This is a genomic window from Streptomyces sp. 184 (assembly GCF_045781775.1).
GTDB lineage: Bacteria > Actinomycetota > Actinomycetes > Streptomycetales > Streptomycetaceae > Streptomyces.
This window is the reverse complement of the sequence record NZ_CP123230.1, coordinates 7221384-7245540: the sequence shown is the minus strand read 5'-3', so window position 1 is coordinate 7245540 and position 24157 is coordinate 7221384. Positions and strand designations below refer to the sequence as shown.

Sequence of the window (24157 nt, the reverse complement as noted above, 5' to 3'; positions counted from 1 at the left end):
CCGCCCGCGCCGCCCGCGCCCCCGCGGCCCTCCCGGTACCCCCTCCGCCTACCCCCGCCGACGCCGGAGCCCCACCGCCCGCGGCCCCGCACCTCCACCCGAATTCACCCGAAAGGAAAAACGGGCCCCCACGCCCCCGCCGCCCGCCGCGGTCGGCCGCACGTGTTCAATGGAGGGTGCGGCGTCGCTCCGCCACGGACGCCGGGAAGGAGCAAGTACATGGACACCGCAGCCACCGCAGCCACCGCAGCCGGCCGTAGCCGGACCGACCTGGTCGAGGGCCTGATGGCCCGCTTCCCGCACGTGCCCAGGGAAGCGGTGATCAAGGAGGACCTGCTGCGGGGCGGGATGGCCTTCGACGACTCCGCGCTCAGCGGTGCCGGCGAGGACGGCTCCGGCGAGGTGAAGCCGAAGTCGTACTTCATCTTCTCCTTCGACCACGGCACGCTCCCCGAGCTCGGCGCCGCCGCCCTCAACCGTCCGCCGGAGGAGATCGTCCTCACCGGCGGCCCGTACGACCTGCGCCGCACCGTCGTCTCCGTACGGGTCAACCCCTCGTCCCCGTACCGCGTGAAGCCCGGCGACGACGGGGCCCTCGGCCTCTACCTCGACGGCGTCCGCATCGCCGACGTCGGCCTGCCGCCGATGCCGGACTACTACCGGCACAAGCTCGCCAACGGCAAGTCCGTCATGGAGGTCGCGCCGACCATCCAGTGGGGCTACCTGATCTACCTCACGGTCTTCCGCGTCTGCCAGTACTTCGGCGCCAAGGAGGAGTGCCAGTACTGCGACATCAACCACAACTGGCGCCAGCACAAGGCCGCCGGACGCCCGTACACGGGCGTGAAGCCGGTGGAGGAGGTGCTGGAGGCGCTGGAGATCATCGACCGGTACGACACCGCGAAGACCTCCACCGCGTACACCCTCACCGGCGGCGCCGTCACCTCGCACATCGGCGGCAGGGACGAGGCCGACTTCTACGGCCAGTACGCCAAGGCCATCGAGGAGCGCTTCCCGGGCCGCTGGATCGGCAAGGTCGTCGCCCAGGCGCTGCCCAAGGCCGACGTGCAGCGCTTCCGCGACTACGGCGCGCAGATCTACCACCCCAACTTCGAGGTGTGGGACCGCCGGCTCTTCGAGCTGTACTGCCCCGGCAAGGAGCGCTACGTCGGCCGCGACGAGTGGCACCGCCGCATCCTCGACTCCGCCGAGGTCTTCGGCCCGGCGAACGTCATCCCCAACTTCGTCGCGGGCGTGGAGATGGCCGAGCCGTTCGGCTTCACCACGGTCGGCGAGGCCGTCGCGTCCACGCGCGAGGGGCTGGACTTCTTCATGTCGCACGGGGTCGTGCCGCGGTTCACCACCTGGTGCCCGGAGCCGACGACGCCGCTGGGCAAGGCCAACCCCGAGGGCGCGCCGCTGGAGTACCACATCCGGCTGCTGGAGACGTACCAGGACGCGCTGGACACCCACGGGCTGTCGTCCCCGCCGGGGTACGGGCCGCCCGGGGCGGGCCGCGCGGTGTTCTCCGTCAGCTCCTTCATGGACTCGATGCCGCTGCCCGACGACGCGGCCGAGGCCGCGGTCCCGGCGCGGACGTGACGGAGCCCCCGGCGGCCTGAAACCCGCGCGACCGCCCCGCACCGCGGGTGGGATGCTGTGCCCCATGGGGAGCGCGGGAGACCACGACCGGACACGGACCACCTACGACACCGTGGCGGAGTCGTACCTCGACACCGTCGGCGGCGAGCTGGCGTACAAGCCGCTGGACCGGGCGCTGCTCGCGGCGCTCCTGGAGCAGGCCGAGGACGGCGCCCCGGTCGCCGACCTGGGCTGCGGGCCCGGGCACGTCACGGGGTGGCTCGCGGCGCACGGGGCGCGGGCGGTGGGCGTCGACCTGTCGCCGGGCATGGTCGCCCTGGCCCGGCGCGAGCACCCGGACGCGGAGTTCCGCGAGGGCGACCTGCTGCGGCTGCCGGCGGCGGACGGCGAGTTCGGCGCGGCGGTCGCGCTGTACTCGGTCATCCACCTCGAACCGGACGAGCTGGCGCCCGCGTTCGCCGAGGCGTGGCGGGTGCTGCGGCCCGGCGGGCGGCTGCTGGTCTCGTTCCACGCCGGCACCGAGGTGCGGCACCTGGACGACTGGTGGGGGCACCGGGTGGACGTGGACTTCCGCTTCCTGGAGCCGGCGGCGGTGGCCGGCCTGCTCCGGGCGGCCGGCTTCGACGTCGAGGCGACGCTGGAGCGCACCCACTACCCCCAGGAGCCGGAGACGACCCGCGCCTACCTCCTCGCCCGCCGGCCGGGCGCGTGACTCCGCGCGGCCGGCGCTTGTCCTGACGTCGGCGTCAACGTCTAACGTCGAACGTATGCGCATCGGGGAACTCGCCGAGAGAGCCGGGGTCAGCACGCGGACCCTGCGCTACTACGAGTCGCGCGGGCTGCTGCCCGCCGCCGACCGCGGCGCCAACGGCCACCGCGTGTACGGCGACGACGCGCTGCGGCTCGTGGAGCAGATCCGTACGCTCCAGGACTTCGGCTTCGAGCTGGAGGACACCCGGCCGTTCGTGGAGTGCCTGCGCGCCGGCCATCCGGCGGGCGACTCCTGCCCCGACGCGCGTGCGATGTACCGCAGGAAGATCGCCGAGCTGGACGGGCTGATGGCCGAACTGCGGGCGGCGCGCGACCACCTGACCGCGCAGCTCGCGCGCGCCGAGGCGCTGCCGTCGCCGTGCGGCTCGGGCGGTCTCGGGGCCGGTGCCGGTGCCGGTGCCGGGGACGACGTGCCGCTGTGCGGCGGCTGACGGGAGAGGGACCATGACGACGACACAGGCTGCCCAGGGCGTTCCGTACGTCACGGACGAGACGTTCACCGAGGAGGTGCTGAGCGCCGGCGTGCCGGTGCTGGTGCAGTTCACCGCCCAGTGGTGCCCGTCGTGCAAGCAGCTCACCCCGGTCCTTGCGGCGCTCGCCGCGGAGCTGGGCGACCGGGTCAAGGCCGTACGCCTCGACGTCGACCACAACCCGCGGACGACCGTCGACCACGGGGTCCTCGCGATCCCGACGCTGCTCGTCTTCCAGGACGGCGAGCCCGTGCGCTCCGTCGTCGGCGCCCGCTCCAAGGCCCGCCTGCTGAAGGACCTCGACGGCGTGATCTGACCCCTCCCGTCCCGCCGGGCCCTCCCCGCTCTCGTCGCGGGCGGGCGGGGGCTCGGCCGGGCTTCGGCCGGGCTTCAGCCGGGTGGGGTGGTTGCCGGTGTGCCTGCGGGGCCGTGGGCGTCGATGAGGCAAAACTCCGCGTATGTCTGCATACGCTCCGCGCGGCGCGTACCGCCTCCGCCGCGCCCTCACGCTCCTCTTCGCGCCCCTCCTCACCGCGGCCGCCCTGCTCGCGGGCCCGGCAGCCCCGCCCGCCGCCGCCTGCCCGGCCGGAGCCTGCGGCTCCGTCGTCACCGCCCCGCTCCAGCCGCCCGCCCCCGCCGCCGAGCCGTGCCCCAGCCCCGACCCCGTGGTGTGCCGGATCCGCGTGCTGCCGTGGGACGAGAAGGCCGAGGCCCAGCAGACGCGGATGCGCTACCACGGGCTGCTGGAGGACATGCGCCGTACCGCCGCCCGGATGCGCGCGGACGGCGCCGGCGACGAGGAGATCGCCAGGAAGCTCGTCGGCATGCGCAACCAGGCCAAGGAGATCACCCGCGCCGGCATGTCGCCGGACGAGGTCCGCATTCTGGAGGCGCGCAACCAGGCCAAGTACGGCAACCCCCTCGGCCCGACGGCCGACCAGCTCCACGCCAAGTACGGCTCGTGGCAGGAGGTCATCGCCGCCTCCACCCGTACCAGCACGGCCGTGGACGAGGCCCTGAGCCTGCACTACCACCCCTGCCCCGTGTAACGCCCGCGGCTGCCGGGGCCGCAGAGAAATGCGTGGCGGACGGGGCCGATCCTTGCGAGGGTCGTAGGGCTCGAACCCCGGCCCGGAGCCCGGCGCGAACCCGGCTCGGAGCCCAGCTCAGAAGGAGTGCCCGTGCCCCGTGCCGTCACGCTGATCCGCTCCGCGACCCTGTCGGACGTCGCCGAGTACGCCTACGCCGCCACGGCCCCCGCCGGGGCCCGGATGATCCACCTCGCCGGCGCCTGCCCGCTGAACGCCGACGGCACCACCGCCGCGGTCGGGGACTACGCGGGGCAGGCGGCCAAGTCCGTCGAGAACCTCCGTACCGCCCTCGCCGACGCCGGCGCCGCGCTGCCGGACGTGATCAGCACCCGCGTCCTCGTCGCCTCCACCCGGCAGGAGGACCTGGTAACGGCGTGGCAGGTGGTACGGGACGCCTTCGGCGAACACGACGTGCCCAGCACGCTGATGGGCGTCACCGTCCTCGGCTACCACGACCAGCTCGTGGAGATCGAGGCCGTCGCCGCGGTGCTGGACTAGGCGCCGGCCGCTAGTCCTCGTCGGTCCGCAGGCTGTGCGCGAGCACCGCGCGGATCCGGCGTACGTCCGGGCGGGCGTCGGTGAGCAGGATGTCCGCGCACAGCCCGTCGGTCGCGGCGACGAGCGCGTCGACCGCCCGCGGGTCGGCGGAGTGCCGCGCGCCGATCCGCGCGACGACGTCCCGCCACCGCCGCGCGACGGGCCGGAGGGCGGGGCGGCGGGCGGCCATCGTGGACAACTCGCGCTCGGCGAGCGCGCGTTTGCGGCCCTCGCCGCCCGCGGACGCGACGAGGGCGGCGAGGCCGTCGAGGTCGTCGCCGTCGCCCTCGATGATCTCGTGCAGTTGGCGGGTGTACTCGTCGGCGACCGTGGACAGCGCCGCGACCAGCAGGTCGTCGAGGGTCGCGAAGTAGTACGCGGTGAGGCTGGTGGGCACGTCCGCCTCGCGGGCCACGGTGCGGTGCGTGACGCCGCCGGCGCCGTCGCGCTGGACGACGCGGAGCGTGGCCTCGATGATCTCCGCCCGGCGGCGCAGGCCGCGCGCGCGGCGGCCGTCGGTGACGGGCTCGGCCGTGCGGCGCGTCACGCCGTGCTCCACGAGGCGGTCCTCCCGTCGGGGGCGGTGGGTGGGACCAGGGTAGCCAGACCTCCGCTCAGCCCCGCTGCTGCTCCGCCTCCTTCGCCGACTCCGCCTCCTGCACCGTCTCTTCCGTCTCTTGCGTCTCCTTCATCTCTTCCGCTTCCGCTTCCGCTTCCTCCGCCGCTTCCTCCGCCGGCCCTACGCCCCGCAGCGCGACCGCCGCCACCACCGCGAGCGCAGCCACCGCCGCCCCCGCGATCCCCGTGGCCACGTTCAGCCCCGTGACGAACGCCTCCTCCGACCGCCGCAGCACCCACCCCGGCAGCTCCGCCTCCGCCCCCGCCGCGGCGGGGAGGCTGTCGCCGGCCGCCTCCCGGGCACCGTCAGGCAGCCCGGCCGGTATCCACCCCTCCATCCGTGCCCGGTAGACCACCGTCGTGACGCTCCCCAGCACCGCGACGCCCACCGCGAGCCCCAGCTCCTGCACCGTCTCCGACAGCGCCGACGCCGACCCCGCCTTCGCCGGCGGCGCCGAGCCGACGACGAGGTCCGTACCCAGCGCGGCGAGGGCGCCGAGCCCGAGGTAGACGAGCGCGAAGCCGGCGACGACCGGGGCGGCGCCGTCCGTGCGGTCGACGGTGGCGAGCAGCCCGTACCCGATCGTGGACACGCCCAGCGTCGCCCCGACGACGTACCCCGGGCGGATCCTGCGCGCCAGCAGCGGCGCCCCGATGGCCGCGACGAACATCATCAGCGCCGGCGGGCCCATCCACACCCCCGCGGCCAGCGGCGTCATGCCCTCCACCAACTGGAGGTGCTGCGTGACCAGATACATCACGCCACCGACACCGACGAGCCCGACCAGCAGCAGCCCCAGCGCCACCCCGAACGTCCGCTCGGCGAACAGCCGCAGGTCCAGCAGCGGTGCGGCGAGCGTCCTCTGGCGTCGTACGAACCACACCCCCGAGGCCGCGCCGACCGCCAGCGCCGGGACCGTCGCGCCGCCCAGCCCGCCGGCGCCCTCCGCCGCGACGTGCTTGACGGCGTAGACCACGGGCAGGATCGCGGCGAGCGAGAGCACGACGCTGGGGAGGTCGAACGGGCCGTCCTGGCGCGCCCGGTACTCGGGCAGCAGCAGGGGCGCGGCGACCAGCACCACCGCGACCATCGGCACCGCGACGAGGAACGCCGAGCCCCACCAGAAGCTCTCCAGCAGCGCCCCGCCGACGAGCGGCCCGGCGGCCATGCCCAGGGCGAACATGGTCGCCCAGATGCCGATGGCCAGCGCGCGCTGGCGGGCGTCGGCGAACATGTTGCTGATCAGCGCGAGCGTGGAGGGCATGAGGGTCGCCCCGGCGACCCCGAGCGCCGCCCGCGCGGCGATCAGCGCCTCGGCGCTCGGCGCGTACGCGGCGGCGACCGAGGCGGCGCCGAAGGCGGCGGCGCCGACGAGGAGCAGCCGGCGGCGGCCGAAGCGGTCGCCCAGCGTGCCCATGGTGACGAGGAAGCCGGCGATCAGGAAGCCGTACGCGTCCATGATCCACAGGGATTGGGTGCCGCTGGGGTGCAGCTCGGCGGCGAGGGCGGGGAGCGCCAGGTAGAGGACGGTGACGTCCAGGCCGAGGAGCACGGTGGGGACGGCGAGCACGGCGAGGCCCGCCCACTCCCGGGGGCCGGCGCGGCGGGCGACGGACGTGGTCATGCGGGGCTCCCTCGGCGGTGTGGACGACTCCTTTCTTGAACGATAGTTCTAGTTGTTGTTTTGTTCAAATTGTTGGGCGGGGGCGGGGGCGGGGGCGGTGGGGGTGGGGCTGGGGGCTGGATTCAGGCGGTCTGGCCGGCCTCGGCGAGGAGTCCGTCGACGATGATCCGCAGCACCTGGGGATACAGGTCGAGGGCCGACCGCTCCGGCCACAGGTCGCCGATGGCGGCCAACTGCGGCTGCCGGGACGGGTCGAGGCGGCGCAGGCTGAACATCAGGTCGGCGCCGCCGACGTCGGCGCGGCGGCGGTCCGAGCGGGCGCGTACGAGGACTTCGCCGACCGTGTAGTACCAGATGTTCCGGAAGAGGTCGACGGCCTGCGCGTGCGTACAGCCGGCGTCTGCCGCGCCTGCGACGATCGTCTCCACGAACCACAGGGCGGAGTCGCCGAGCCGCCCGATGAAGCCGTCCGCGGTCAGCGCCTCGGCGGCCCAGGGCCAGTCGGCGAGCGCGTCGTGCATCGTCAGGGCGGCCACGACGATGCGCTCGCGCGGGTCGTCGGGCAGCTCGGGCAGGGTCAGTTGGCCGAGGTGCTGGTTGACCAGCTCGACCACCAGATCGTCCTTGTTCTGTACGTGGTGGTAGAGCGTCGTCGTCCCGATGCCGATCTCGGCGGCCAGCCGGCGGACGGTCAGCGTCTCCCAGCCGTCCTCGTCGATGACCCGGCGGGCCGCCGCCAGGATCTCGGCGCGCGAGGTCGAGCGCGGCCGGCCGGTGCGGCCGGGAGGCGTGCGGCCGGGGGGCGTGGGGGCGGGCTGTCGGCGGTCTCGTTGTCCGGGCACGTCCCCATCATGCTCTGCCTCCTTCTCGTCCGGACCGTTGTCGGGTGGGTGGTGTACTTTAGGAACGTGTTCCGGAACATGTTCCGAAAGTCGGGCGAAGCACGGGAGGGATCATGACGGGGGACCGGACCGAGACGGCAGGCCGGGAAGGGCCGGCGGGCGCCGACGTGGAGTCCGGGGGCGCCGCGCGGGCGGGGCTCGTGCTGGCGACGGCGGCGGTGGCGCAGTTCCTCGTGTCGCTGGACCTGTCGGTGGTGAACGTCGGGCTGCCGGAGATCGGCGATGCCCTGGGCTTCGGCGAGCTGGGCCTGACCTGGGTCATCCATGCGTACGCGCTCACCTTCGGCGGGCTGCTCCTGCTGGGCGGCAAGGCCGCCGATCGCTACGGGCAGAAGCGGATGCTGCTCTTCGGCCTCGGCCTGTTCGGCGTCGCCTCCCTCCTCGGCGGCTTCGCCACCGAGCCGGGGCACCTGGTCGCGGCCCGCGCCGCGCAGGGCGTCGGCGCCGCGGCCCTCGCCCCGGCGGGGCTCGCGCTGCTGACGGCGACGTTCCCGGGCGGCCGGGCGCGGGTGCGGGCGTTCGGCATCTGGAGCGCGATGAACGCCGCGGGCGGCGCGCTCGGGGTGCTGATCGGGGGAGTGCTCACGGAGTACGCCGGCTGGCGCTGGGTCATGTTCGTGAACGTACCGATGGCGCTGATCGCGCTGGCCATGACCTGGCGCGGCGTCGCGACCGACGGGCCACGGGCGCGCGTCGGCCGCGGGGACGAGCGCGGGGACGGCCGCGGGGGCGCGGGCGTCGGCGGGGGCGCGGGCCGGGAGCGGGGCCGGCCGGACGTGCTCGGGGGCGTGCTGGCGACCGGCGGCATGACGCTGCTGGTCTTCGGCATCGTCCGCACGGACAGGCACGCCTGGACCTCCGCAGTCACGGTCACCACGCTGGCCGTCGCCCTCGCGCTGCTGACGGCGTTCGTCCTGGTCGAACGGACCACCAGCCGCGATCCGCTGATCCGGCTCGGCCTGCTCGCCAACCGCTCGGTGCTCGGCGCGATCACGTACACGCTGGTGATCGGCGCGGCCATGGCGTCGTCGTTCTACTTCATGTCGCTCTACCTCCAGCGGGTCCTGGGCAACGGCCCGGCGGAGACGGGGCTCCAGTTCCTTCCCTTCGCCCTCGGTGTGGTCGCCGGCTCGGTGCTCGCGGTGAAGCTCGGCTACCGGTACGGGCCGAAGGTCCTGCTCGCCGGCGGCGGGCTGCTGACGGCGGCGGGCTTCGCCTGGTTCGGCCTCGTCGACGCGGACGGTACGTACGCGGTGGACGTGCTCGGGCCCTCGATCCTGGCCAGCGTCGGCTTCGGGCTCGTCCTGGGCCCGCTGGTCTCCGTCGCCACCGGCGGCGTCGCGGCCCACGAGGCGGGCATGGCCTCCGGCCTGCTCAACAGCGCCCGCCAACTCGGCGCAGCGCTGGGCCTGGCAGCCCTCGGCACCGTGGCCCACAACCGCACGGGGGAGACGCAGACACGGGACGGCCTCAACGACGGTTACGCGCTGGGCCTGACGCTGTGCGCGGCGCTGCTGGTGGTGGCGGTGGTGATCGCCCTCACGATCCTTCCGCACCCTCCGAAGAACCACCCGCCGCACGCGGGTGCCGCACCGCCGCGCGTGGACGCCAAACCGCCCCGCGCGGACGCTGCACCGCCCCGCGCAGACGCCCCACCACCCCCCAACGGCCCCGAAACCTCACCCCGGGAAGAGCAGCCGCCGCGTACCCGCACGATCTCCCGGCTCCTCCGCCCCCACCTCCGCGGGTTCGCCGCCGTCGTGCTGCTCCAGGTCGTCGGCGCCCTCGCCGGCCTCGTGCCGCTGCTCGCCGTCGTCGAGCTGGGCCGTACGTTCCTGGCCCCCGGCCCCGTCGACCGCGACCGGGTCTGGACCGTCGTCGCCGTGGGCGCCGCCGGGCTGTTCGTGCGGCTGCTGTTCACGGCCGCGTCGTCCGGCGTCGGCCATCTCCTCGACGGCCGGGTGCAGTTGTCGTTCCGCCGCCGGTTGGCCGCCCGTCTGGGGCGCGTGCCCATCGGCTGGTTCTCCCGGCGCCGCACCGGCGAGCTGGCCAAGGTGGTCGGCGAGGACGTGGGTGCGATGCACCCGCTCATCGCGCACGCGCCCGGCGAGCTGATCTCCGCCTTCGTCGTCCCGGCCGCCTCGCTGGCCTACCTCTTCACCATCGACTGGCGGCTCACGCTCATCACGCTCATCCCCGTGGTCGTGGCCCTCGCGCACGTTCCGCTGTTCATGGTCCCCGCGCGGCTGCGCGACCAGGAGGAGTTCGACGCGGCCATGGGCCGGATCTCCAGCGCGTCCGTCGAGTTCGTGCAGGGGATCGCCGAGGTCAAGGCGTTCGGCGGCGGCGAGCGCGCGCACCGCAGGTTCCGTACCGCCGCCGACGACTTCGCCGACACGTTCAAGCGGATGGTCCACGGCCTCGCTCCCATCGGGGCGGGCATGCAGGTGGCGCTGTCGCCGCCGTTCGTGCTGCTGGTCGTGCTCGTCGGCGGCACCTCCATGATCACGGCCGGGGCGCTGGCGCCCGCCGACCTCCTGCCGTTCCTCCTCCTCGGCCTCGGCCTCACCGCCCCCGTCGCCGCCCTCGGCCACGGCTTCGACGACCTCCAGGGCGCCCGCCGCGCCGTCGGCCGCATCCGGGACGTGCTCGACGTGGACCCGCTGCCGCAGCCCGCGCGCCCGCTCGTGCCGCGGGGCCACCGCGTCGAGCTGCGCGGCGTCCGGTTCGGCTACGACCCGGGGCGCGAGGTGCTGCGCGGGATCGACCTGGTCCTCGAACCGGGCACGGTCACCGCGGTCGTCGGCGCGTCCGGCAGCGGGAAGTCCACCCTGGTCCAGTTGCTGCCGCGGTTCTTCGACCCCGACCGGGGCTCGGTCCTCCTCGGCGGCGTCGACCTCCGCGACATCGCCCCCGCCGACCTGTACCGCGCGGTCTCGTTCGTCTTCCAGGACGTCCGCCTGCTGCGCGCCTCCGTCGCCGACAACATCGCCCTGGCCGTACCGCACGCCGAGCGTGCGGACGTCATCGCCGCCGCCCGCCGGGCGCACATCCACGACCGGATCCTCGAACTGCCCCGCGGCTACGACACGGTGATCGGCGAGGAGGCGGAGCTGTCGGGCGGCGAGGCACAGCGCCTCTCGCTCGCCCGCGCACTGCTCGCCGCGGCGCCCGTCCTCGTCCTCGACGAGGCGACGTCCTTCGCCGACCCGCAGACCGAACTCGCGGTACGCCGCACCCTGGCGGCCCCCGCCGGCGACCGGACGACCCTGATCATCGCCCACCGCCTGGAGACCGTCGCCGAGGCCGACACCGTCGTGATGCTCGCGGACGGCGCGGTCGCCGAGCGGGGCAGCCCGGCCGAACTGCTGGCCCGCGGCGGCAGGTTCGCCGAGTTCTGGCGGACGCACCGGGCCGCGGAGGACCCCGACCCGCCGGGAACGCCCACGCCCGCCGCCGCCGACGGGACGACCGCACCCGCCGCGGTCCTGCAAGGAGACGAGCGCCGATGATCCGCACCCTGCTGCGCGTGCTGGGACTGCGGCACGCCCGCCCCCTGCGCCGCACCGTCGCGCTGATGCTGGCGACCGCGATCGTGGAGGGACTGTCCTACGCCCTGCTCGTCCCCGTGCTGCGTGCGCTGTTCGGCAGCTCGCCCGAGGACGCCTGGCCCTGGCTGACCGCCTTCGGCGCCGTCTTCGCGCTCTACGGCGTGCTGCGGTTCAGCAGCGACCTCGCCGGCTTCCGCGTCGGTGTCGAGCTGCTGCGCGGGCTGTACCACCGGCTCGGCGACCACCTCGCCCGGCTGCCCGTCGGCTGGTACGGCGCGGGCCGCGTCGGCGAGGTCTCCGCCCTCGCCGGCCAGGGCGTGCTCCAGGCCATGAGCGTCATCGCGCACCTGCTGGCCCCGTCGATCTCCGCTGCCGTGACCCCGCTGACGATCGTCGCCGTCATGCTCGTCTTCAACTGGCAGCTCGGGCTGGCCGCGCTGGCCGCCGTCCCGGTGGTCGCCGCCACGCAGATCTGGACGAGCCGGTCGATGGCCGCCGCCGACGAGGAGCGCGCCGCGCGCGACCACGAGGCCACCGGCCGCGTCATCGAGTACCTCCAGGCCCAGCCGGTGCTGCGCGCCGGCGGCAGGTCCGCCGAGCGGTTCCGGCTGCTGGACGACTCCCTGCACGACGTGCAGCGGGCCTCCCGCCGCACCACGCTGTCCGTCCTGCCCGGCGCCCTGGGCCTCACCCTCACCGTGCAGGCGCTCTTCACCACGCTCCTGGCCCTCGGCGCCTACCTCGCCCTCAACGGCGACGTCGGCGCGCACGAGGTGCTGGCGATCCTCGTCCTCGCCGCCCGCTGCGCGGACCCGCTGCTGTCCCTGTCGGACGTGGCCGGCAAGTTCCGCGCCGCCCGCACCGTGCTGACGCAGCTCGACACCGTGCTCCGCACGCCGCCCCTCCCGGAAGCCCCCGACCCGGTCCAGCCGGCCGGCCACACCCTGGAGTTCGACGCCGTCCGCTTCCGCCACGGCGACCGCACGGTCCTCGACGGCGTCACCCTCACCGTCGCCGAAGGCGAACGCCTCGCCGTCGTCGGCCCCTCCGGCGCCGGCAAGAGCACCCTGCTCCAACTCCTCACCCGCTTCTACGACGTGGACGCCGGCGCCGTCCGCGTCGGGGGCCAGGACGTCCGCGCGATCGGCACCGAGACCCTGATGTCCCGCATCGCCATCGTCTTCCAGCGCGTCTACCTCTTCGACGGCACCATCGAGGACAACGTCCGCCTGGGCCGCCCCGACGCCACCGAAGCCGAGGTCCGCGCAGCCGCCACCGCCGCCCGCCTCGACGAGGTGATCGACCGCCTCCCCGGCGGCTGGGCCGCCCACGTCGGCGAGGGCGGCACCGCCCTCTCCGGCGGCGAACGCCAGCGCGTGGCCATCGCCCGCGCCCTGCTCAAGAACGCCCCGATCGTCCTGCTGGACGAAGTCACCTCGGCCCTCGACCCGGTCAACGAGGCCGCCGTCCACCAGGGCATCGAACGCCTCATGGCCGGCCGCACCGTCGTCCTCGTGGCCCACCGCATGCGCACGGTCCGCCGCGCCGACCGCATCGTCTTCCTCGACGCGGGCCGCATAGCCGAAGAGGGCACCCACGAAGCCCTCCTGGCCCGCAACGGCCCCTACGCCGCCTTCCACCACGCCACCCTTACCCCCACCCACCCCGCGACCCCCACCCCACCCACCACCGCAACGCCCTGACGATCGGCGCAGCGGCACCCTCGACAGCCGGGCCGAGGGTCATGCGGGCGACGGGGAAGGCGGAGGAGGCGGACAGGTTTCCCGGTGGCTTCGCCGTTCCCGAGTCTCCGCCCGACGAGCCCCCGCCCGACGAGGCCGGGCCGTACCCGCCCGCGGGCTGAACGCCAACGGCCGGTGCTTCGCCCGCGCGTCGTTGGTCAGCGGCGCGCGTGGCGTACCGTCAGGCGGCCGAAGCCCATGACCCCCGAGATCCGTATCGTCGGTCCCCCGGAGGTGGGGCGGCGCGGCGGTTTGTAGACGGAGTCCTTCATGCCGTTGCGTACGCCGTCGAGGTCGACGACCGCGTCGTGCGGCACCGTGATCGAGGCCCTGCCGGTGCCGACGTGCAGCACGATGTCGACCACCGGGTGCTCGATCACCGCCCGGGACAGGTCCAGCCGCACGCGGCCGTAGGCCGACTCCACCCGCAGCGTCCGCGGCACCCGCCACGCCCCGCTCCGCCGGATCCGCCCGGCGGCCGCGCCGATCGTGGCCTCGGCGCCCGGGTTCTCGGCGGGCAGCGACGCCAGCGCGGCGTCCAGTTCGCCGCGTGTCGTGGCGGAGAGCGCCCGGTCGAGGCGTGCGTCCATGTCCTCGCGGGTGAGGCGGCCTTCGGCGTACGCGTCCCGCAGCCGGCGTGCGCCGCTGTCCCGTTCCTCGTCGCCGACCAGCGTCGAAGCATCATCCGGAGGGGAGGTCACGGCCTCACTCTAGCGCCGCCGTGCGCGCCGCCCGCGTGCGCCGGCACCGGCCCCGGTGCCCCCGCGCCCCGTCGCGCGTCGCGCGGTCCCCGCCAACGTCCCGAAGATCGGGGGGATTTGCGCCGGAGACTCCTACAACCTCCGGGGGGCGTCACGGGTCTTACCGGGTATCCGGGGCATGAGCCGTATGCTTCTGAAATCCCTCTGTGTCCAGAAAAGGGAGTACAGCTATGCGTTCCACCCGAATCAGGAAGTTCGCTCTGGTCGCCGCCGCCACCGTGCTGGTCCTCACGCCCGCCGGTGCGGCCTACGCGGGCAGCGGCCCCGCGCCGTCGCCCGCCGGGACCGGCGACCGCGCCGCGGCCACCGCACCGACCGCCCAGGGCAACCCCGAGAGCAGGCGGGCGCAGGCCGCCGGGGTCTGCGAGGACGCGTACCAGATCGGCGCGACCGGCCTCGTCAAGCGCTCGGGCACGACCATCGCCTCCGTCAAGCAGTTCTACTCGCCGTCGTGCAAGGAGAACTACGGCTATCTGTGGGTGTGGGACGGCTTCCACACGGGCGCGAAGCCGTACGACGTGACCCTCGGCGTGTTCAGCTACGACCGGGACGCCGTGGTCGGCAAGGTCACGCGCAACGACACCAGGCAGCAGGAGTTCTGGACCCAGGGCACCGACACCGCGGAAGAGTGCACCGCCGCCGTCGGCACGCTGCGCGTCGAGGGCGCCCCGCTGCCCAACCAGGCCGCGTCCGAGAAGCGCTGCTGACACCTTTCGCCGTGCGCACGCATCGGTGGACGGCCGATGCGTGCGTACGGCGCGGGTCCTTACCCCGGTGCGTGCGCAGCGGCGGTGGGTCCTAGCGCTCGCTGTCCAGATGCGTCATCGCCGCCGCCCCGTACCGCTCGCCCGCGACCGCCGCCCGCGGTACGGCGCGCTCGACGGCCGCCGACTCCTCCTCCGTCAGCGTCAGTCGGGCCGCCGCCACCGCGTCCGTGACCCGGTGCGGCTTGCGCGCCCCGACCAGCGCCACGATGTCGCCCTCGGGCCGGGCCCCGGCCCGTGCCCCCGCCCGCCCCTGCGCCAGCACCCACGCGATCGCGAGCTGCGCGACGGTGAGGCCGCGCGGCTCGGCGATCTTCCGCAGGTTCTCCACGAGCGTCAGGTTGGCCGCCACGTTGTCGTCCTGGAAGCGCGGCAGGTGGGCGCGCGCGCCGGTCGCGTCGGCCGCCGGCCGGTAGCCGCCGGACAGCAGGCCGCGCGACAGCACCCCGTACGCCGTGACGCCGATGCCCAGCTCCCGGCACGTCTCCAGCACGCCGTCCTCGGCGCCGCGGCTGAAGAGCGAGTACTCGATCTGCACATCCGTGATCGGGTGGACGGCGTGCGCCCGCCGGATCGTCTCCGGGCCCACCTCCGACAGCCCGATGCCGCGCACGTACCCGCCCCGTACCGCCTCGGCGATGGCGCCGACCGTCTCCTCGACCGGCACGGCGGGGTCGAGCCGGGCCGGGCGGTAGATGTCGACGTGGTCGGTGCCGAGCCGCTGGAGCGAGTACGCCAGGAAGGTCTTCACCGCCGCCGGCCGCCCGTCGCTGATCCCGAACGTGCCGTCCAGGCCGCACAACTGCCCGAACTTCACGCTCAGCACCACCTTCTCCCGGTCCCCGGCCCGCAGCGCCTGCCGGATCAGCCACTCGTTGTGGCCCATGCCGTAGAAGTCGGCGGTGTCCAGCAGCGTCACCCCGGCGTCGATCGCGGCGCGGATCGTCGCGACCGACTCCTTCTCGTCCGCGGGCCCGTACGCACCGGACATCGCGCTGCACCCGAGCCCGATCGGGGCCACCCGCGGGCCTGCCGCTCCCAGTCGTCGCATCTCCATGCGCGCAACTGTAGGCAGCGGGCGCCTACTTGACGCCCGTCAACCCCGGCCGGGCGCCGCGCCGAAGGCGTCGATGCCCGTCAGCTCCGCCGACAGCGCCCACAGCCGGGCGGCCTGGGCGGGGTCGGTGGCGTGGTCCCGTACGCCCGGCCGCAGTTCCTGCTCGCCGCCGGGGGCGGCCGGCTCGGCGACGTCGCAGTCCTCGCAGTACACGCCGCCCAGGCCGGCCAGTGCCGGCGCGGTCGCCGCCCACACCTGGGTGGCCGCGCCCTGCTCGACCGTCTTGAAGGCGCCGCTGAGATTGCCGTCCTCGTCGATCCAGCCCTGCGCGATCTGCTCCTCGCGGGGGACGTGGCGGCCGAGTTCGGTGAGGATCATCCCGGGGTGCACGCTGAAGGCGCGTACGCCGGAGTCCCGGCCGAGGGCGTCGAGGTGGACGGCGAACAGCGCGTTCGCGGTCTTCGACTGGCCGTACGCCACCCACTTGTCGTACGGCTCGGCCCGGAAGTGCGGGTCGTCCCAGCGGATGCCGGAGAGGTGGTGGCCGCGGGAGGACAGGGCGACGACGCGGGCGCCGCCTTCGTGTACGAGGGCGGGGCGGAGGTGGTTGGCGAGGGCGTAGTGGCCGAGGTGGTTGACGGCGAGCTGCCCCTCCCAGCCCGCGGGTCCGACGCGGGTCTCGGGGACGGCCATCACCCCGGCGTTGTGGACGAGGAGGTCGAGGGAGCGGCCGGTGGCGAGGAACCGGTCGGCGAAGCCGCGGACGCTGTCCAGGTCGGCGAGGTCCATCTCGTCGACCTCGACGCCGCCGGGGCCTTCGGCGCCGACCAGGCCGTCGAGCGCCTCGGCGGCGACGTCGCGCCGCCTGGCCGGTACGACGACGCGGGCCCCGGCCCGTACGAGCGCGCGGGTCGTCTCCAGCCCCAGGCCGACGTAGCCGCCGGTGACGACGGCGAGCCGGCCGCCCAGATCGACGCCCCGCAGGACGTCGGAGGTGGTGCTCCGGGCGCCGAAGCCGGAGCCGGTGTGCTGCTGCGGAGTGGTCGTGTGCGTCATGCCGTGGACGCTACGACTTCGAGGACGCTCTATCGCAAACCCGACACGGGGTGCGGGGACGGCAGCACCGCCCCCGCCCGCCCGCCCGCACCCGGGTCCCGGGGTGCCCGGGGCCCTCAGCCCCAGTCGTGCTCCAGGGGCGCGACGTGCCAGTCGCTCTCCAGCGGGGCGACGTGCCAGTCGCTCTCCTGCGGTGCGAAGGCGCCATCCCGGTCGAAGTCCTCGGCCGTCGCGGCTCCCGCGGACACCCCGAGCGTGCCGCCCGCGATCATGAGGGTGGCGACCAGCCGTGCTGCGGTCTTCTTCATCGACGTACTCCCTTGCCGTGGTCGGTAGGTGGCGCGAGCAGGCTGGCGGACCGGCGGCCCGGGGCCACAGACCTTTCGGACGTACCCGAATGACAGCCGGCCCCCGCGCCCTCCGCAGCCCCCGCCGCCCCCGACCCGCTCAGGCCGTGACCGCCGGTGCGCGGCCGGCGAGGAGGGCGGTGCCGAGGGGGGTGAGGGAGTGGTGCACGCGGTTGCGCAGGCGCGTGCTGGTGATCAGCCCGGCGCGCCGGAGTACCGCCGCGTGCTCGCTGGCCGAGGACGCCGACACCCCCGCCCGGCGGGCGAGTTCGGAGGTGGTGCAGAGGCCGCCGAGGCTCTGGAGGACGGCCGCCCGGGTGTGCCCGAGGAGCTGCGCGAGGTTCTCGGTCCCGACGGCACTTTCCGTACGTGCCGGCCCCGCGCCGTCGCAGCCCCCGCCGCCCCCGCCGCGCGCGCCGCCCGCGCCGTCCCCGCCGCCCCCGCCGGAGGAGGCCCGCGCCGGTGGCCGGGCCGGATAGACGAGGATCGGCGGCAGCGTGCCGTCCGCCAGCGCGACCGGCAGTTGCCGGCAGAAGTACGACGGCACGAGCACGAGCCCGCGCCCGTCGAGGTGGAGGTCGCGGTCGATCGGGTAGTCCACGGTCAGCACCGGCGGTCGCCAGCGCAGCACCGAGCCGAAGGTGTGCAGCATCGCGTCCGTACCCGCGACGCTCTGCGTCTGCGCACGCCACAGCCTGTCCTGCTCCGTACGCTCGCTGATCCACGGCCACGCCGGCCGCAGCACGGACTGGTGGTACGCGCGCAGCGCCCGCCCCAGCCGCCGCAGGCTCTCCGGCTCGCCGTCCGCGAGCGGCCGTATCCACGTGGGCGGTGTGGCCCGTTCCACGAGCCGGGCCAGCTCGGCGCGCAGCCGCGGGCGGGGCGTGGACAGCACGGCGTCGATGCCGGACTCCAGGCCGCCCAGCGAGGCGGCCGGGGTGAGGAAGTCGGGGAAGTAGCCGCGCGGCGGCATCACCGGCCGCAGCATCCGCAGCGCGGACCGGCCGCGCGCGCAGTCCCGCGTACGCCAGGCGCGCAGCGCCGGGTCCGGGCGCCGCTCGGTGAGCTGGTGCACGCTCAGGACGGTCTCCCAGAGCGGGTCCGGCCCGTCGGCGATCCGGGTGCGCGCCAGGTCGGCGGCGGTGAAGTGCACACGCAGCAAAGTCCCTCCCCGTGTCGTGTCCCGGCTGGCGGGCACGTGCCCCCGTTTCCCGGCTTCGCCCGCGCCGGGACTTCCCGGCGGTGCGGGGCGGACCCGGTCCCCTGTTCCGGGCCCGCCGGCACCGACGGTGTGGAACGGTCGGGGAACGACCGTTCTCCGCCCAGAGCGTAATGTCGAGAACGGGCGTTCTCAAGTGGCTGGACAACGCCGAGACTGGATCGGGACAGCGCCGGTACGTTGGGAGCGGCGTGACGGCGCAGCGGCGGGAACGCGGGCGGAACGGAGCAGCGGACATGGATGCGGACAACGAGGTCGCCCGGCAGCGCGTGCTGGAGGCCGCCGACGAACTCTTCTACACCCACGGCATCCGCGCTGTCGGCATGGACCGGATCCGCGACGCCGCCGGCGTCTCCCTCAAGCGGCTCTACCACTGCTACGCCTCCAAGGACGAGCTGGTCGAGGCGTACCTGCGGCACCGCGACCTCCGGGTGCGCGGGGCGCTGGAGGAGTTCGTCGCCAAGGAGGCCACCGGCCTGCCGCGGGAGCGGGTGCTGGCGGTCTTCGACTGGCTGCACTGGTGGTTCGGCGAACCGGGCTTCCGCGGCTGCCCGTTCACGAACGCCTTCAACGAGATCGGTGCCGACAGCAGCCGCGCCGCCGCCGCGGTCCGCGACCACCAGCTCGCCGTCAGCGCGTACCTCCGCGGCCTGATCGCCGCCACCGGCACCCCCGACCCGGACGCGGTCACCAACCGCTTCCTGATCCTGTACGCCGGCTCCCTCACCTTCGCCGCCATCTCCGGCAGCAGCGCCCCGGCCACGTACGCCCGCGAGACGGCGGCGGCGATCCTCCCGGCGGACCTCCCGCACACCTGACCCGGCCCCCGCTCATCGACCCGCCCTCCCCGCTCATCGACCCGCCCCCCGCGCACCTGACCTGGCCCCCTCGCACCTGACGGTCCGCCGCACCCCCGCCGCCCCCGGCGCCCAACGCGCGGCACGCGCCCGAGTGCCGCCTGCGCACCGCCCGCCGCGCCTAACATGACCGCCATGGCATTAATCCAATACGTGATCATCGAGGCGGCCGAGCCCGACGCCGCCGAGCAGTTCTACACTTCCGGCCTCGCCATGGACGGCCAGGTGCGGGTCCAGGGGTCCGAGGAGCCGACCTCCGGTTTCCGCGGCTTCACGATGTCGCTGATCGTCGGCCAGCCGGCCGACGCCAACGCCCTCGTCGACACCTCCGTCGAAGCCGGCGCCACGACCGTGAAGCCGCCGAAGAAGTCCCTGTGGGGCTACGGCGGCGTGGTCAAGGCCCCGGACGGCACGGTCTGGACGGTGGCGTCCAAGTCCAAGAAGGACTCCGGCCCGGCCACCGGCAAGATCGAGCAGATCGTGCTCCAGCTCGCGGTCGAGGACGTGAAGGCGAGCAAGCAGTTCTACGTCGACCGCGGCTTCGAGGCGACGAAGAGCTACGGCGGCAAGTACGTCGAGTTCGCCGACCCGGCCGCCCCGGTCGCCTTCTCCCTCTACAAGCGCGCCGACCTCGCCAAGGTCGCGGGCGTGCCGCCCGAGGGCTCCGGCTCGCACCGGCTGAAGATCGTCGCGGAGACCGAGGCGTTCACCGACCCGGACGGCTTCGAGTGGGTGGCGCCTTCGTAACGCGGGCGGCTTGTGAGCACGGGCGGCCCGCGCTCAGGGCAGCAGGAGTTGGCGTACGAGACAGTCCGCCGCCCACCGCTCCCAGCGCGCGGGCGGCCAGCCGCGGCCGGTGACGAGCAGGCCGTAGGTCTCCGGACCGAGCACGGCGAGCGCGACGTCGGCGGCCGACGCGGCGTCATGGCCGTCGCGCAGGCCGCCGGCCTTGGCCACCAGCGCCTCGGCGAACCGGAGCTGGACGGTGTGCCGCTGCTGCTCGTACGTCCGCCACAGCCCGGCCAGCTCGGGATCCGCGCCGACCGCGCCGCGTACGACCTCCAAGACCTCCGCCGTACGCGCCAGGATCGCGCGGGCACCGGCGGCCTGGCGGGCGAGCTGGGCGGCGGGGTCGGGCTCGGCGAGGACCTCGCGGGCCCAGGGGCGGTCGAGTGTGGCGACGGGGTCGGTGTCGCCGGCGATCGCGGTGTCGAGGAGTTCCTTCACGAGGGCGCGTTTGCTGCCGAAGGTGAAGTAGACGGTCTGCACGCCGACTTCGGCGGCCCTGGCGATGTCCTCGACGGTGGTGGCGGTCCAGCCGTGCGCGGCGAAGAGGCGGGCGGCGGCGTCGAGCATGCGCTGCCGGGTGCGGCGGGTCTTCTCGGCGCGGGTCATGCGGGCGGTCACGGCGCTTCCTCTCTCCGGTCTGGTTTCATTGTAGTGTGACTACAGCGAAATCCGGCGGCGCGGGCCGCGTGCTGGTGGCCGGCGGCTACGGGGCCGTCGGGGCGACGGTGACGGCGCGGCTGGGGGAGTGGTTCCCGGGCCGGGTGCTCCCGGCCGGCCGCGACGGGGCCCGCGCCCGCAGCCTCGGCGGCGTACGGGCGGACGTGGCCGACCCGCACGAATTCCGGCGGCTACTGGCCGACATGGGTGACGTCACCGCGGTGGTGCTGTGCGTGGAGCCGCCGGACGCGGGTATCACGAGGATCTGCCTGGAACAGGGCATCCACGTGGTGGACGTGGGGGCCACGCCCCGCGTGCTGGAAGCGGCGGGCGCGCTGCACGAGGTGGCGCTCGGCACGGGGGCGACGGCCGTCCTGAGCGTGGGCGTGGCCCCGGGCCTGACGAACCTCCTCGCCCGCCGCGCCCACGAGGCGGTCGGCGGCGCCGCCCGCCTCGACGTCACCGTGCTCCTGGGCTCCGGCGCACGCCACGGCACGGACGCGGTGCGCTGGACGGTGGCGGGCCTGGCCGAGCAGGTGCCCGCCGGCGCGCGGCGAACGGGCCTGCCGGGCTACGGAGTACGCACCGCGCACCCGTTCCCGTTCTCCGACCAGCACACCCTGCGCCGTACGCTCGGCATCCCGGAGGCGACGACGCGCCTGTGCCTGGACTCCAGAACCCTCACCGCCCTCCTCTTCGCCCTGCGCCGCACGGGCGCACTGCGCGCCGCGCACCGCCCGGGGCTGGCGCGCCTGCTCACGGCGGCGTTCGGCAGGGTCCACCTGGGCGGCGACGGCTTCGCGCTACGGGCCGACGCCCACCGCGGCGACGCGCACGCGGCGCTCGCCCTCACCGGCAGCGAACAGAGCCACGTCACCGGCCTGGTGGCCGCGTACACCACCCGCGAACTGCTCACGGCCGGCCTGCCCGCGGGCGTGCACCACGTCGAGCAACTGCCGCCGCTGGCCGGTCTGCCGGAGCGGCTGGCGGGGGACGGGGTCAGGGTGTGGACGCGAGGCCGGAGATGAGCTGCCGGATGATCGACTTGATGACGGCGTCGTCGCGGGGCGAGTCCCCGCCGTGGGCGAGGTACTGGGCCGCTTCGTCCAGCGCCCCGACGAGGACGAGCGCCAGCGGCTGAACGGCCTCCGTACGGATCCGGCCGGCCGCGACGGCGACGGAGAGCGTCGACTCCAGCAGCCCGATGGTGTGCCGGAGTTCGATCTCCCGCCACCGCGCCCAGCCGAGCACGGCGGGCGCGTCGAGCAGCACGATGCGCTGCACCGCCGGATCCGCGGAGGCGTCGAGCCAGGCGAGGCAGCCGACGATCAGGTTGTCGATCGGATCGGTCGAACCCGAAGCGGAGACGGCCGCGCCGATCTCCACGACGAGCGCGCGCTCGGCGTCCTCGAAGACCGCCTCGAAGAGGTCCCGCTTGTCGGCGAACTGGTGGTACATCGCCCCCCGGCTCACCCCGGCGGCATCGGCGATCGCCACGGTGCTGACGGCTCCGTAGCCGAGCCGCCCGAAGAGTTCGCGCCCAGCCGCGACCAGCGCCTGCCGCGTCGCCACGGAGCGCTCTGCCTGGGTACGGCGATCACCGGCCATATCAGCGCCAGCCTATAAGGGCACGCGGCACCGTCCTTGACGGCCGCGCCGGCCCCCTGCCAAGCTAAAAACAAACAGCCTGTTTGTTTACGTCACGGAGGCCGGCCGATGGACACGAACGCCACCCGCGACCTGTTCGACCGCTACCACGCCTGCTGGGAAGCCCGCGACCCCGCCCGCATAGCGGCCCTCCACACCCCCGACTCGATCTTCCACCTCCACTCCAGCCAACCCCCCGCCCAGGGCCGAGAAGCCATCCGCACCGCAGCCGCCGAAACCTTCGCCCTCGTCCCCGACCTCACGTTCCACCTCCTCGCCCTGCGCGTGGGGGACGACTTCTGGGCAGCCCGCATGACGATGACCGGCACCTCCGCGGCGGGCAACGAGGTCGCAGTGGACCTGGCCGACTTCGTCCTGGTCCGCGACGGCGAGGTCCTCGAAAAGCACTCGTACGTAGACGGCCCGGCCATGACCGCAGCCCTCACACCCCCGTCGTAGGCCCCGCGGCCACAGACCGGCCCACTGGCCTCCGGGCGACGCTCTCAGCCGAGCGTGTGGCCACCGTTGACCTTGATGCGCTCGCCCGTGATGAAACCCGCCTCCGAAGAGGCGAGAAAGGACACGGCGGCGGCGACGTCCTCCGGCCGGCCCATGTGCCCCATGGGCACGTCGGCGGCGTACGCGGCCAGGGACGCGGGGGTCGCATCGGCGTGCCGCTCTACCGGGATCCAGCCCGGGGCAACGGTGTTGACGGTGATCCCGTGCGGCCCCAGAGCGCGGGCCCAGCACTCGGTCAGCGCATGCTGGGCGGCTTTGGCGGCCACGTACGCGGACATCTCCGGCAGGGCGCGCTCCAGCACGTCCGAGCCGATCTGAACGATCCTGCCACCACCGCGGTCCCGCATGGCCGGCAGCACGGCCTGCATCAGCAGCGTAGGACTCTTGACGAAGAAGGCGAGTTGGTCGAGGTGCGCCTCCCAGGCCACCTCGGTCGGATCCTGCTCGGGCTGCGGACCCGTCGCGTTGACGACAAGGGTGGCCACGGGCCCGAGGCCGACGGTGACGTCACGGACGAGATCCGCGACGGCCGTCTCGTCCGTGACGTCCGCGGGGAAAGCCTGGGCGATCCCGCCCGACGCACGGATGTCGGCCACCAACTGGCGAGCCGCCTCGGTGCCCGTCCGGCAGTTGACGGCGACCGGGTGCCCGTCGGCCGCGAGGCGGCGGGCGATGACGGCTCCCAGGCCCCGGGAGGCCCCGGTGATCAAGGCGGCGCCCGCACTCGCTGTAGGTGTCATGCGGATCAAGATAATTCGAGGGCGCATGTGCGACCAGATACGACGGCGGAGGTGCTGCCGCGCCGACTCGTGCGAGCACCGGGTTCGCCGCAGGTCTGGCAGGACTGGTCACCACGGCTGCCGGCCCGGCCGGCGGGCCACGGGCGAACCGTGGATCAGCGCTTGACGTCGTAGACCAGCTTCATGATCCCGTTCGAATAGCTCTCCGACTCCCGGAGCGTCAGCATCTGCTTGTCGCGGTCGGCCCGGCCGAACAGGCTCTTCCCGGCACCGAGCAGCACGGGGAAGACGAGCAGGTGGTACCGGTCGACCAGGCCCGCGTCCGACATCCGCCGGGCCAGCTCCGCGCTCCCGTGGATGAAGATCGCGCCGCCCTCGCCCTCCTTGAGCGCGGCGACGTCCTCGGTCGACCGCAGAATGGTCGTCGGCCCCCACCCGTCGACGAGGTCGTCGTCGGACAGGGTGGTCGACACCACATACTTGGGCAGCTCTTTGTAGTCGGCGTGGTCCTCCGAGGCGGGCCAGACCGGCGCGAACGCCTCGTAGCTGCGGCGACCGAACATCAACGCCGTCGTGTCGGCGAGTTCCTCGCCCTTCAGCGACCAGGCTTCCGGGACGAACTCGAGATCCTCGACCACCCAACCGCCGCTGCGGTGCTCTTCCCCCGGCCCGCCCCCGGGCGAGTCCACGACGCCGTCGAGCGATATGAAGGCGGTGTAGACCAGGTCACGCATGGCGCTGTCTCCTCATGATCGGGCGAGCTGCGGGGCCAGGCTAGATCGCGGCCGCAGCGGCCGTCTTGGACAGAAACGACAACACGCTCGGCGCAGGCGAC

25 protein-coding genes are annotated in these 24157 nt (G+C 74.3%); 13 read left to right on the top strand and 12 right to left on the bottom strand.

The annotated features are described in order from the left end of the window. Nucleotides 1-219 precede the first annotated feature (219 nt). The 6 genes from QBL21_RS30790 to QBL21_RS30765 all read left to right on the top strand — a co-directional run bounded on the left by QBL21_RS30790 (nt 220) and on the right by QBL21_RS30765 (nt 4432). On the top strand, nt 220-1602 hold the full coding sequence (locus QBL21_RS30790; protein ID WP_407565500.1) for a radical SAM protein: 1383 nt from the start codon (nt 220-222) through the stop codon (nt 1600-1602). 64 nt (nt 1603-1666) lie between these two features. Further along, nucleotides 1667-2314, top strand: coding sequence for a class I SAM-dependent methyltransferase (locus QBL21_RS30785; protein WP_407565499.1), 648 nt, complete (start codon nt 1667-1669; stop codon nt 2312-2314). A 55-nt stretch (nt 2315-2369) separates the two neighbouring features. After that, entirely contained in the window at nt 2370-2804 is a 435-nt protein-coding gene (locus QBL21_RS30780; protein ID WP_407565498.1) for a MerR family transcriptional regulator, read from the top strand. Nucleotides 2805-2817: 13 nt separating this feature from the next. Then, a complete protein-coding gene (locus tag QBL21_RS30775; protein ID WP_407565497.1) occupies nt 2818-3159 on the top strand; it encodes a thioredoxin family protein in 342 nt (113 codons plus the stop codon). 142 nt (nt 3160-3301) lie between these two features. Further along, nucleotides 3302-3892 carry a hypothetical protein gene (locus QBL21_RS30770; RefSeq protein WP_407565496.1) on the top strand — a complete coding sequence of 197 codons (591 nt, stop codon included), beginning with the start codon at nt 3302-3304 and terminating at the stop codon, nt 3890-3892. A 132-nt stretch (nt 3893-4024) separates the two neighbouring features. Next, nucleotides 4025-4432, top strand: a complete 408-nt coding sequence (locus QBL21_RS30765) for a RidA family protein (RefSeq protein WP_407565495.1) — start codon at nt 4025-4027, stop codon at nt 4430-4432. Between the two features lie 10 nt (nt 4433-4442). Here QBL21_RS30765 and QBL21_RS30760 read toward each other — a convergent pair whose 3' ends face one another. The 3 genes from QBL21_RS30760 to QBL21_RS30750 all read right to left on the bottom strand — a co-directional run bounded on the left by QBL21_RS30760 (nt 4443) and on the right by QBL21_RS30750 (nt 7556). Then, entirely contained in the window at nt 4443-5018 is a 576-nt protein-coding gene (locus QBL21_RS30760) for a TetR/AcrR family transcriptional regulator (protein WP_407565494.1), read from the bottom strand. Between the two features lie 67 nt (nt 5019-5085). Next, nucleotides 5086-6714: an MFS transporter gene (locus tag QBL21_RS30755; protein ID WP_407565493.1), complete on the bottom strand. Its 1629-nt coding sequence runs from the start codon at nt 6712-6714 to the stop codon at nt 5086-5088. A gap of 122 nt (nt 6715-6836) precedes the next feature. Further along, complete coding sequence (locus tag QBL21_RS30750; RefSeq protein ID WP_407565492.1) at nt 6837-7556, bottom strand: TetR/AcrR family transcriptional regulator; 720 nt, start codon at nt 7554-7556, stop codon at nt 6837-6839. 200 nt (nt 7557-7756) lie between these two features. Between QBL21_RS30750 and QBL21_RS30745 the strand changes: the two genes are divergently transcribed. Next, nucleotides 7757-11128 carry an MFS transporter gene (locus QBL21_RS30745; RefSeq protein ID WP_407566620.1) on the top strand — a complete coding sequence of 1124 codons (3372 nt, stop codon included), beginning with the start codon at nt 7757-7759 and terminating at the stop codon, nt 11126-11128. Next, the gene (locus QBL21_RS30740) at nt 11125-12870 is read left to right on the top strand and encodes an ABC transporter ATP-binding protein (protein WP_407565491.1); all 1746 of its coding nucleotides are present in this window, start codon (nt 11125-11127) and stop codon (nt 12868-12870) included. The genes QBL21_RS30745 and QBL21_RS30740 overlap by 4 nt, the downstream gene beginning before the upstream one ends. Nucleotides 12871-13067: 197 nt before the next feature. Here the strand turns inward: QBL21_RS30740 and QBL21_RS30735 are convergent, their stop codons facing one another. After that, complete coding sequence (locus QBL21_RS30735) at nt 13068-13610, bottom strand: DUF1707 domain-containing protein (RefSeq protein WP_407565490.1); 543 nt, start codon at nt 13608-13610, stop codon at nt 13068-13070. 278 nt (nt 13611-13888) lie between these two features. Between QBL21_RS30735 and QBL21_RS30730 the strand changes: the two genes are divergently transcribed. Continuing rightward, the gene (locus QBL21_RS30730) at nt 13889-14377 is read left to right on the top strand and encodes a hypothetical protein (RefSeq protein WP_407566619.1); all 489 of its coding nucleotides are present in this window, start codon (nt 13889-13891) and stop codon (nt 14375-14377) included. A 91-nt stretch (nt 14378-14468) separates the two neighbouring features. Here QBL21_RS30730 and QBL21_RS30725 read toward each other — a convergent pair whose 3' ends face one another. The 4 genes from QBL21_RS30725 to QBL21_RS30710 form a co-directional block, all read right to left on the bottom strand. After that, a complete protein-coding gene (locus QBL21_RS30725) occupies nt 14469-15491 on the bottom strand; it encodes an aldo/keto reductase (RefSeq protein ID WP_407565489.1) in 1023 nt (340 codons plus the stop codon). Between the two features lie 39 nt (nt 15492-15530). Next, nucleotides 15531-16547 (bottom strand): SDR family NAD(P)-dependent oxidoreductase, encoded by a 1017-nt coding sequence (locus QBL21_RS30720; RefSeq protein WP_407565488.1) that lies wholly within the window; start codon nt 16545-16547, stop codon nt 15531-15533. Between the two features lie 116 nt (nt 16548-16663). Continuing rightward, nucleotides 16664-16855, bottom strand: a complete 192-nt coding sequence (locus QBL21_RS30715) for a hypothetical protein (RefSeq protein WP_407565487.1) — start codon at nt 16853-16855, stop codon at nt 16664-16666. Between the two features lie 139 nt (nt 16856-16994). Further along, nucleotides 16995-18056, bottom strand: coding sequence for a helix-turn-helix domain-containing protein (locus tag QBL21_RS30710; protein WP_407565486.1), 1062 nt, complete (start codon nt 18054-18056; stop codon nt 16995-16997). Between the two features lie 293 nt (nt 18057-18349). On the opposite strand from QBL21_RS30710, the gene QBL21_RS30705 reads away from it, so the two are divergent. Together QBL21_RS30705 and QBL21_RS30700 are read left to right on the top strand one after the other, a co-directional pair. Next, entirely contained in the window at nt 18350-18931 is a 582-nt protein-coding gene (locus QBL21_RS30705; protein ID WP_407565485.1) for a TetR/AcrR family transcriptional regulator, read from the top strand. A gap of 174 nt (nt 18932-19105) precedes the next feature. Next, nucleotides 19106-19717, top strand: a complete 612-nt coding sequence (locus QBL21_RS30700) for a glyoxalase (protein ID WP_407565484.1) — start codon at nt 19106-19108, stop codon at nt 19715-19717. A gap of 33 nt (nt 19718-19750) precedes the next feature. Here QBL21_RS30700 and QBL21_RS30695 read toward each other — a convergent pair whose 3' ends face one another. After that, the gene (locus QBL21_RS30695; protein WP_407565483.1) at nt 19751-20377 is read right to left on the bottom strand and encodes a TetR/AcrR family transcriptional regulator; all 627 of its coding nucleotides are present in this window, start codon (nt 20375-20377) and stop codon (nt 19751-19753) included. Between the two features lie 35 nt (nt 20378-20412). Here QBL21_RS30695 and QBL21_RS30690 point away from each other — a divergent pair, with 35 nt between their 5' ends. Further along, a complete protein-coding gene (locus tag QBL21_RS30690) occupies nt 20413-21444 on the top strand; it encodes a saccharopine dehydrogenase (protein WP_407565482.1) in 1032 nt (343 codons plus the stop codon). On the opposite strand, the gene QBL21_RS30685 is transcribed toward QBL21_RS30690, so the two are convergent. Further along, nucleotides 21416-21988: a TetR/AcrR family transcriptional regulator gene (locus tag QBL21_RS30685; RefSeq protein WP_407565481.1), complete on the bottom strand. Its 573-nt coding sequence runs from the start codon at nt 21986-21988 to the stop codon at nt 21416-21418. The genes QBL21_RS30690 and QBL21_RS30685 overlap by 29 nt on opposite strands. Nucleotides 21989-22132: 144 nt before the next feature. Here QBL21_RS30685 and QBL21_RS30680 point away from each other — a divergent pair, with 144 nt between their 5' ends. Beyond that, nucleotides 22133-22522, top strand: a complete 390-nt coding sequence (locus QBL21_RS30680) for an ester cyclase (RefSeq protein WP_407565480.1) — start codon at nt 22133-22135, stop codon at nt 22520-22522. 44 nt (nt 22523-22566) lie between these two features. Here the strand turns inward: QBL21_RS30680 and QBL21_RS30675 are convergent, their stop codons facing one another. Continuing rightward, nucleotides 22567-23322: an SDR family NAD(P)-dependent oxidoreductase gene (locus QBL21_RS30675; protein ID WP_407565479.1), complete on the bottom strand. Its 756-nt coding sequence runs from the start codon at nt 23320-23322 to the stop codon at nt 22567-22569. Nucleotides 23323-23477: 155 nt separating this feature from the next. Next, on the bottom strand, nt 23478-24056 hold the full coding sequence (locus QBL21_RS30670; protein WP_407565478.1) for a dihydrofolate reductase family protein: 579 nt from the start codon (nt 24054-24056) through the stop codon (nt 23478-23480). Nucleotides 24057-24157 lie beyond the last annotated feature (101 nt).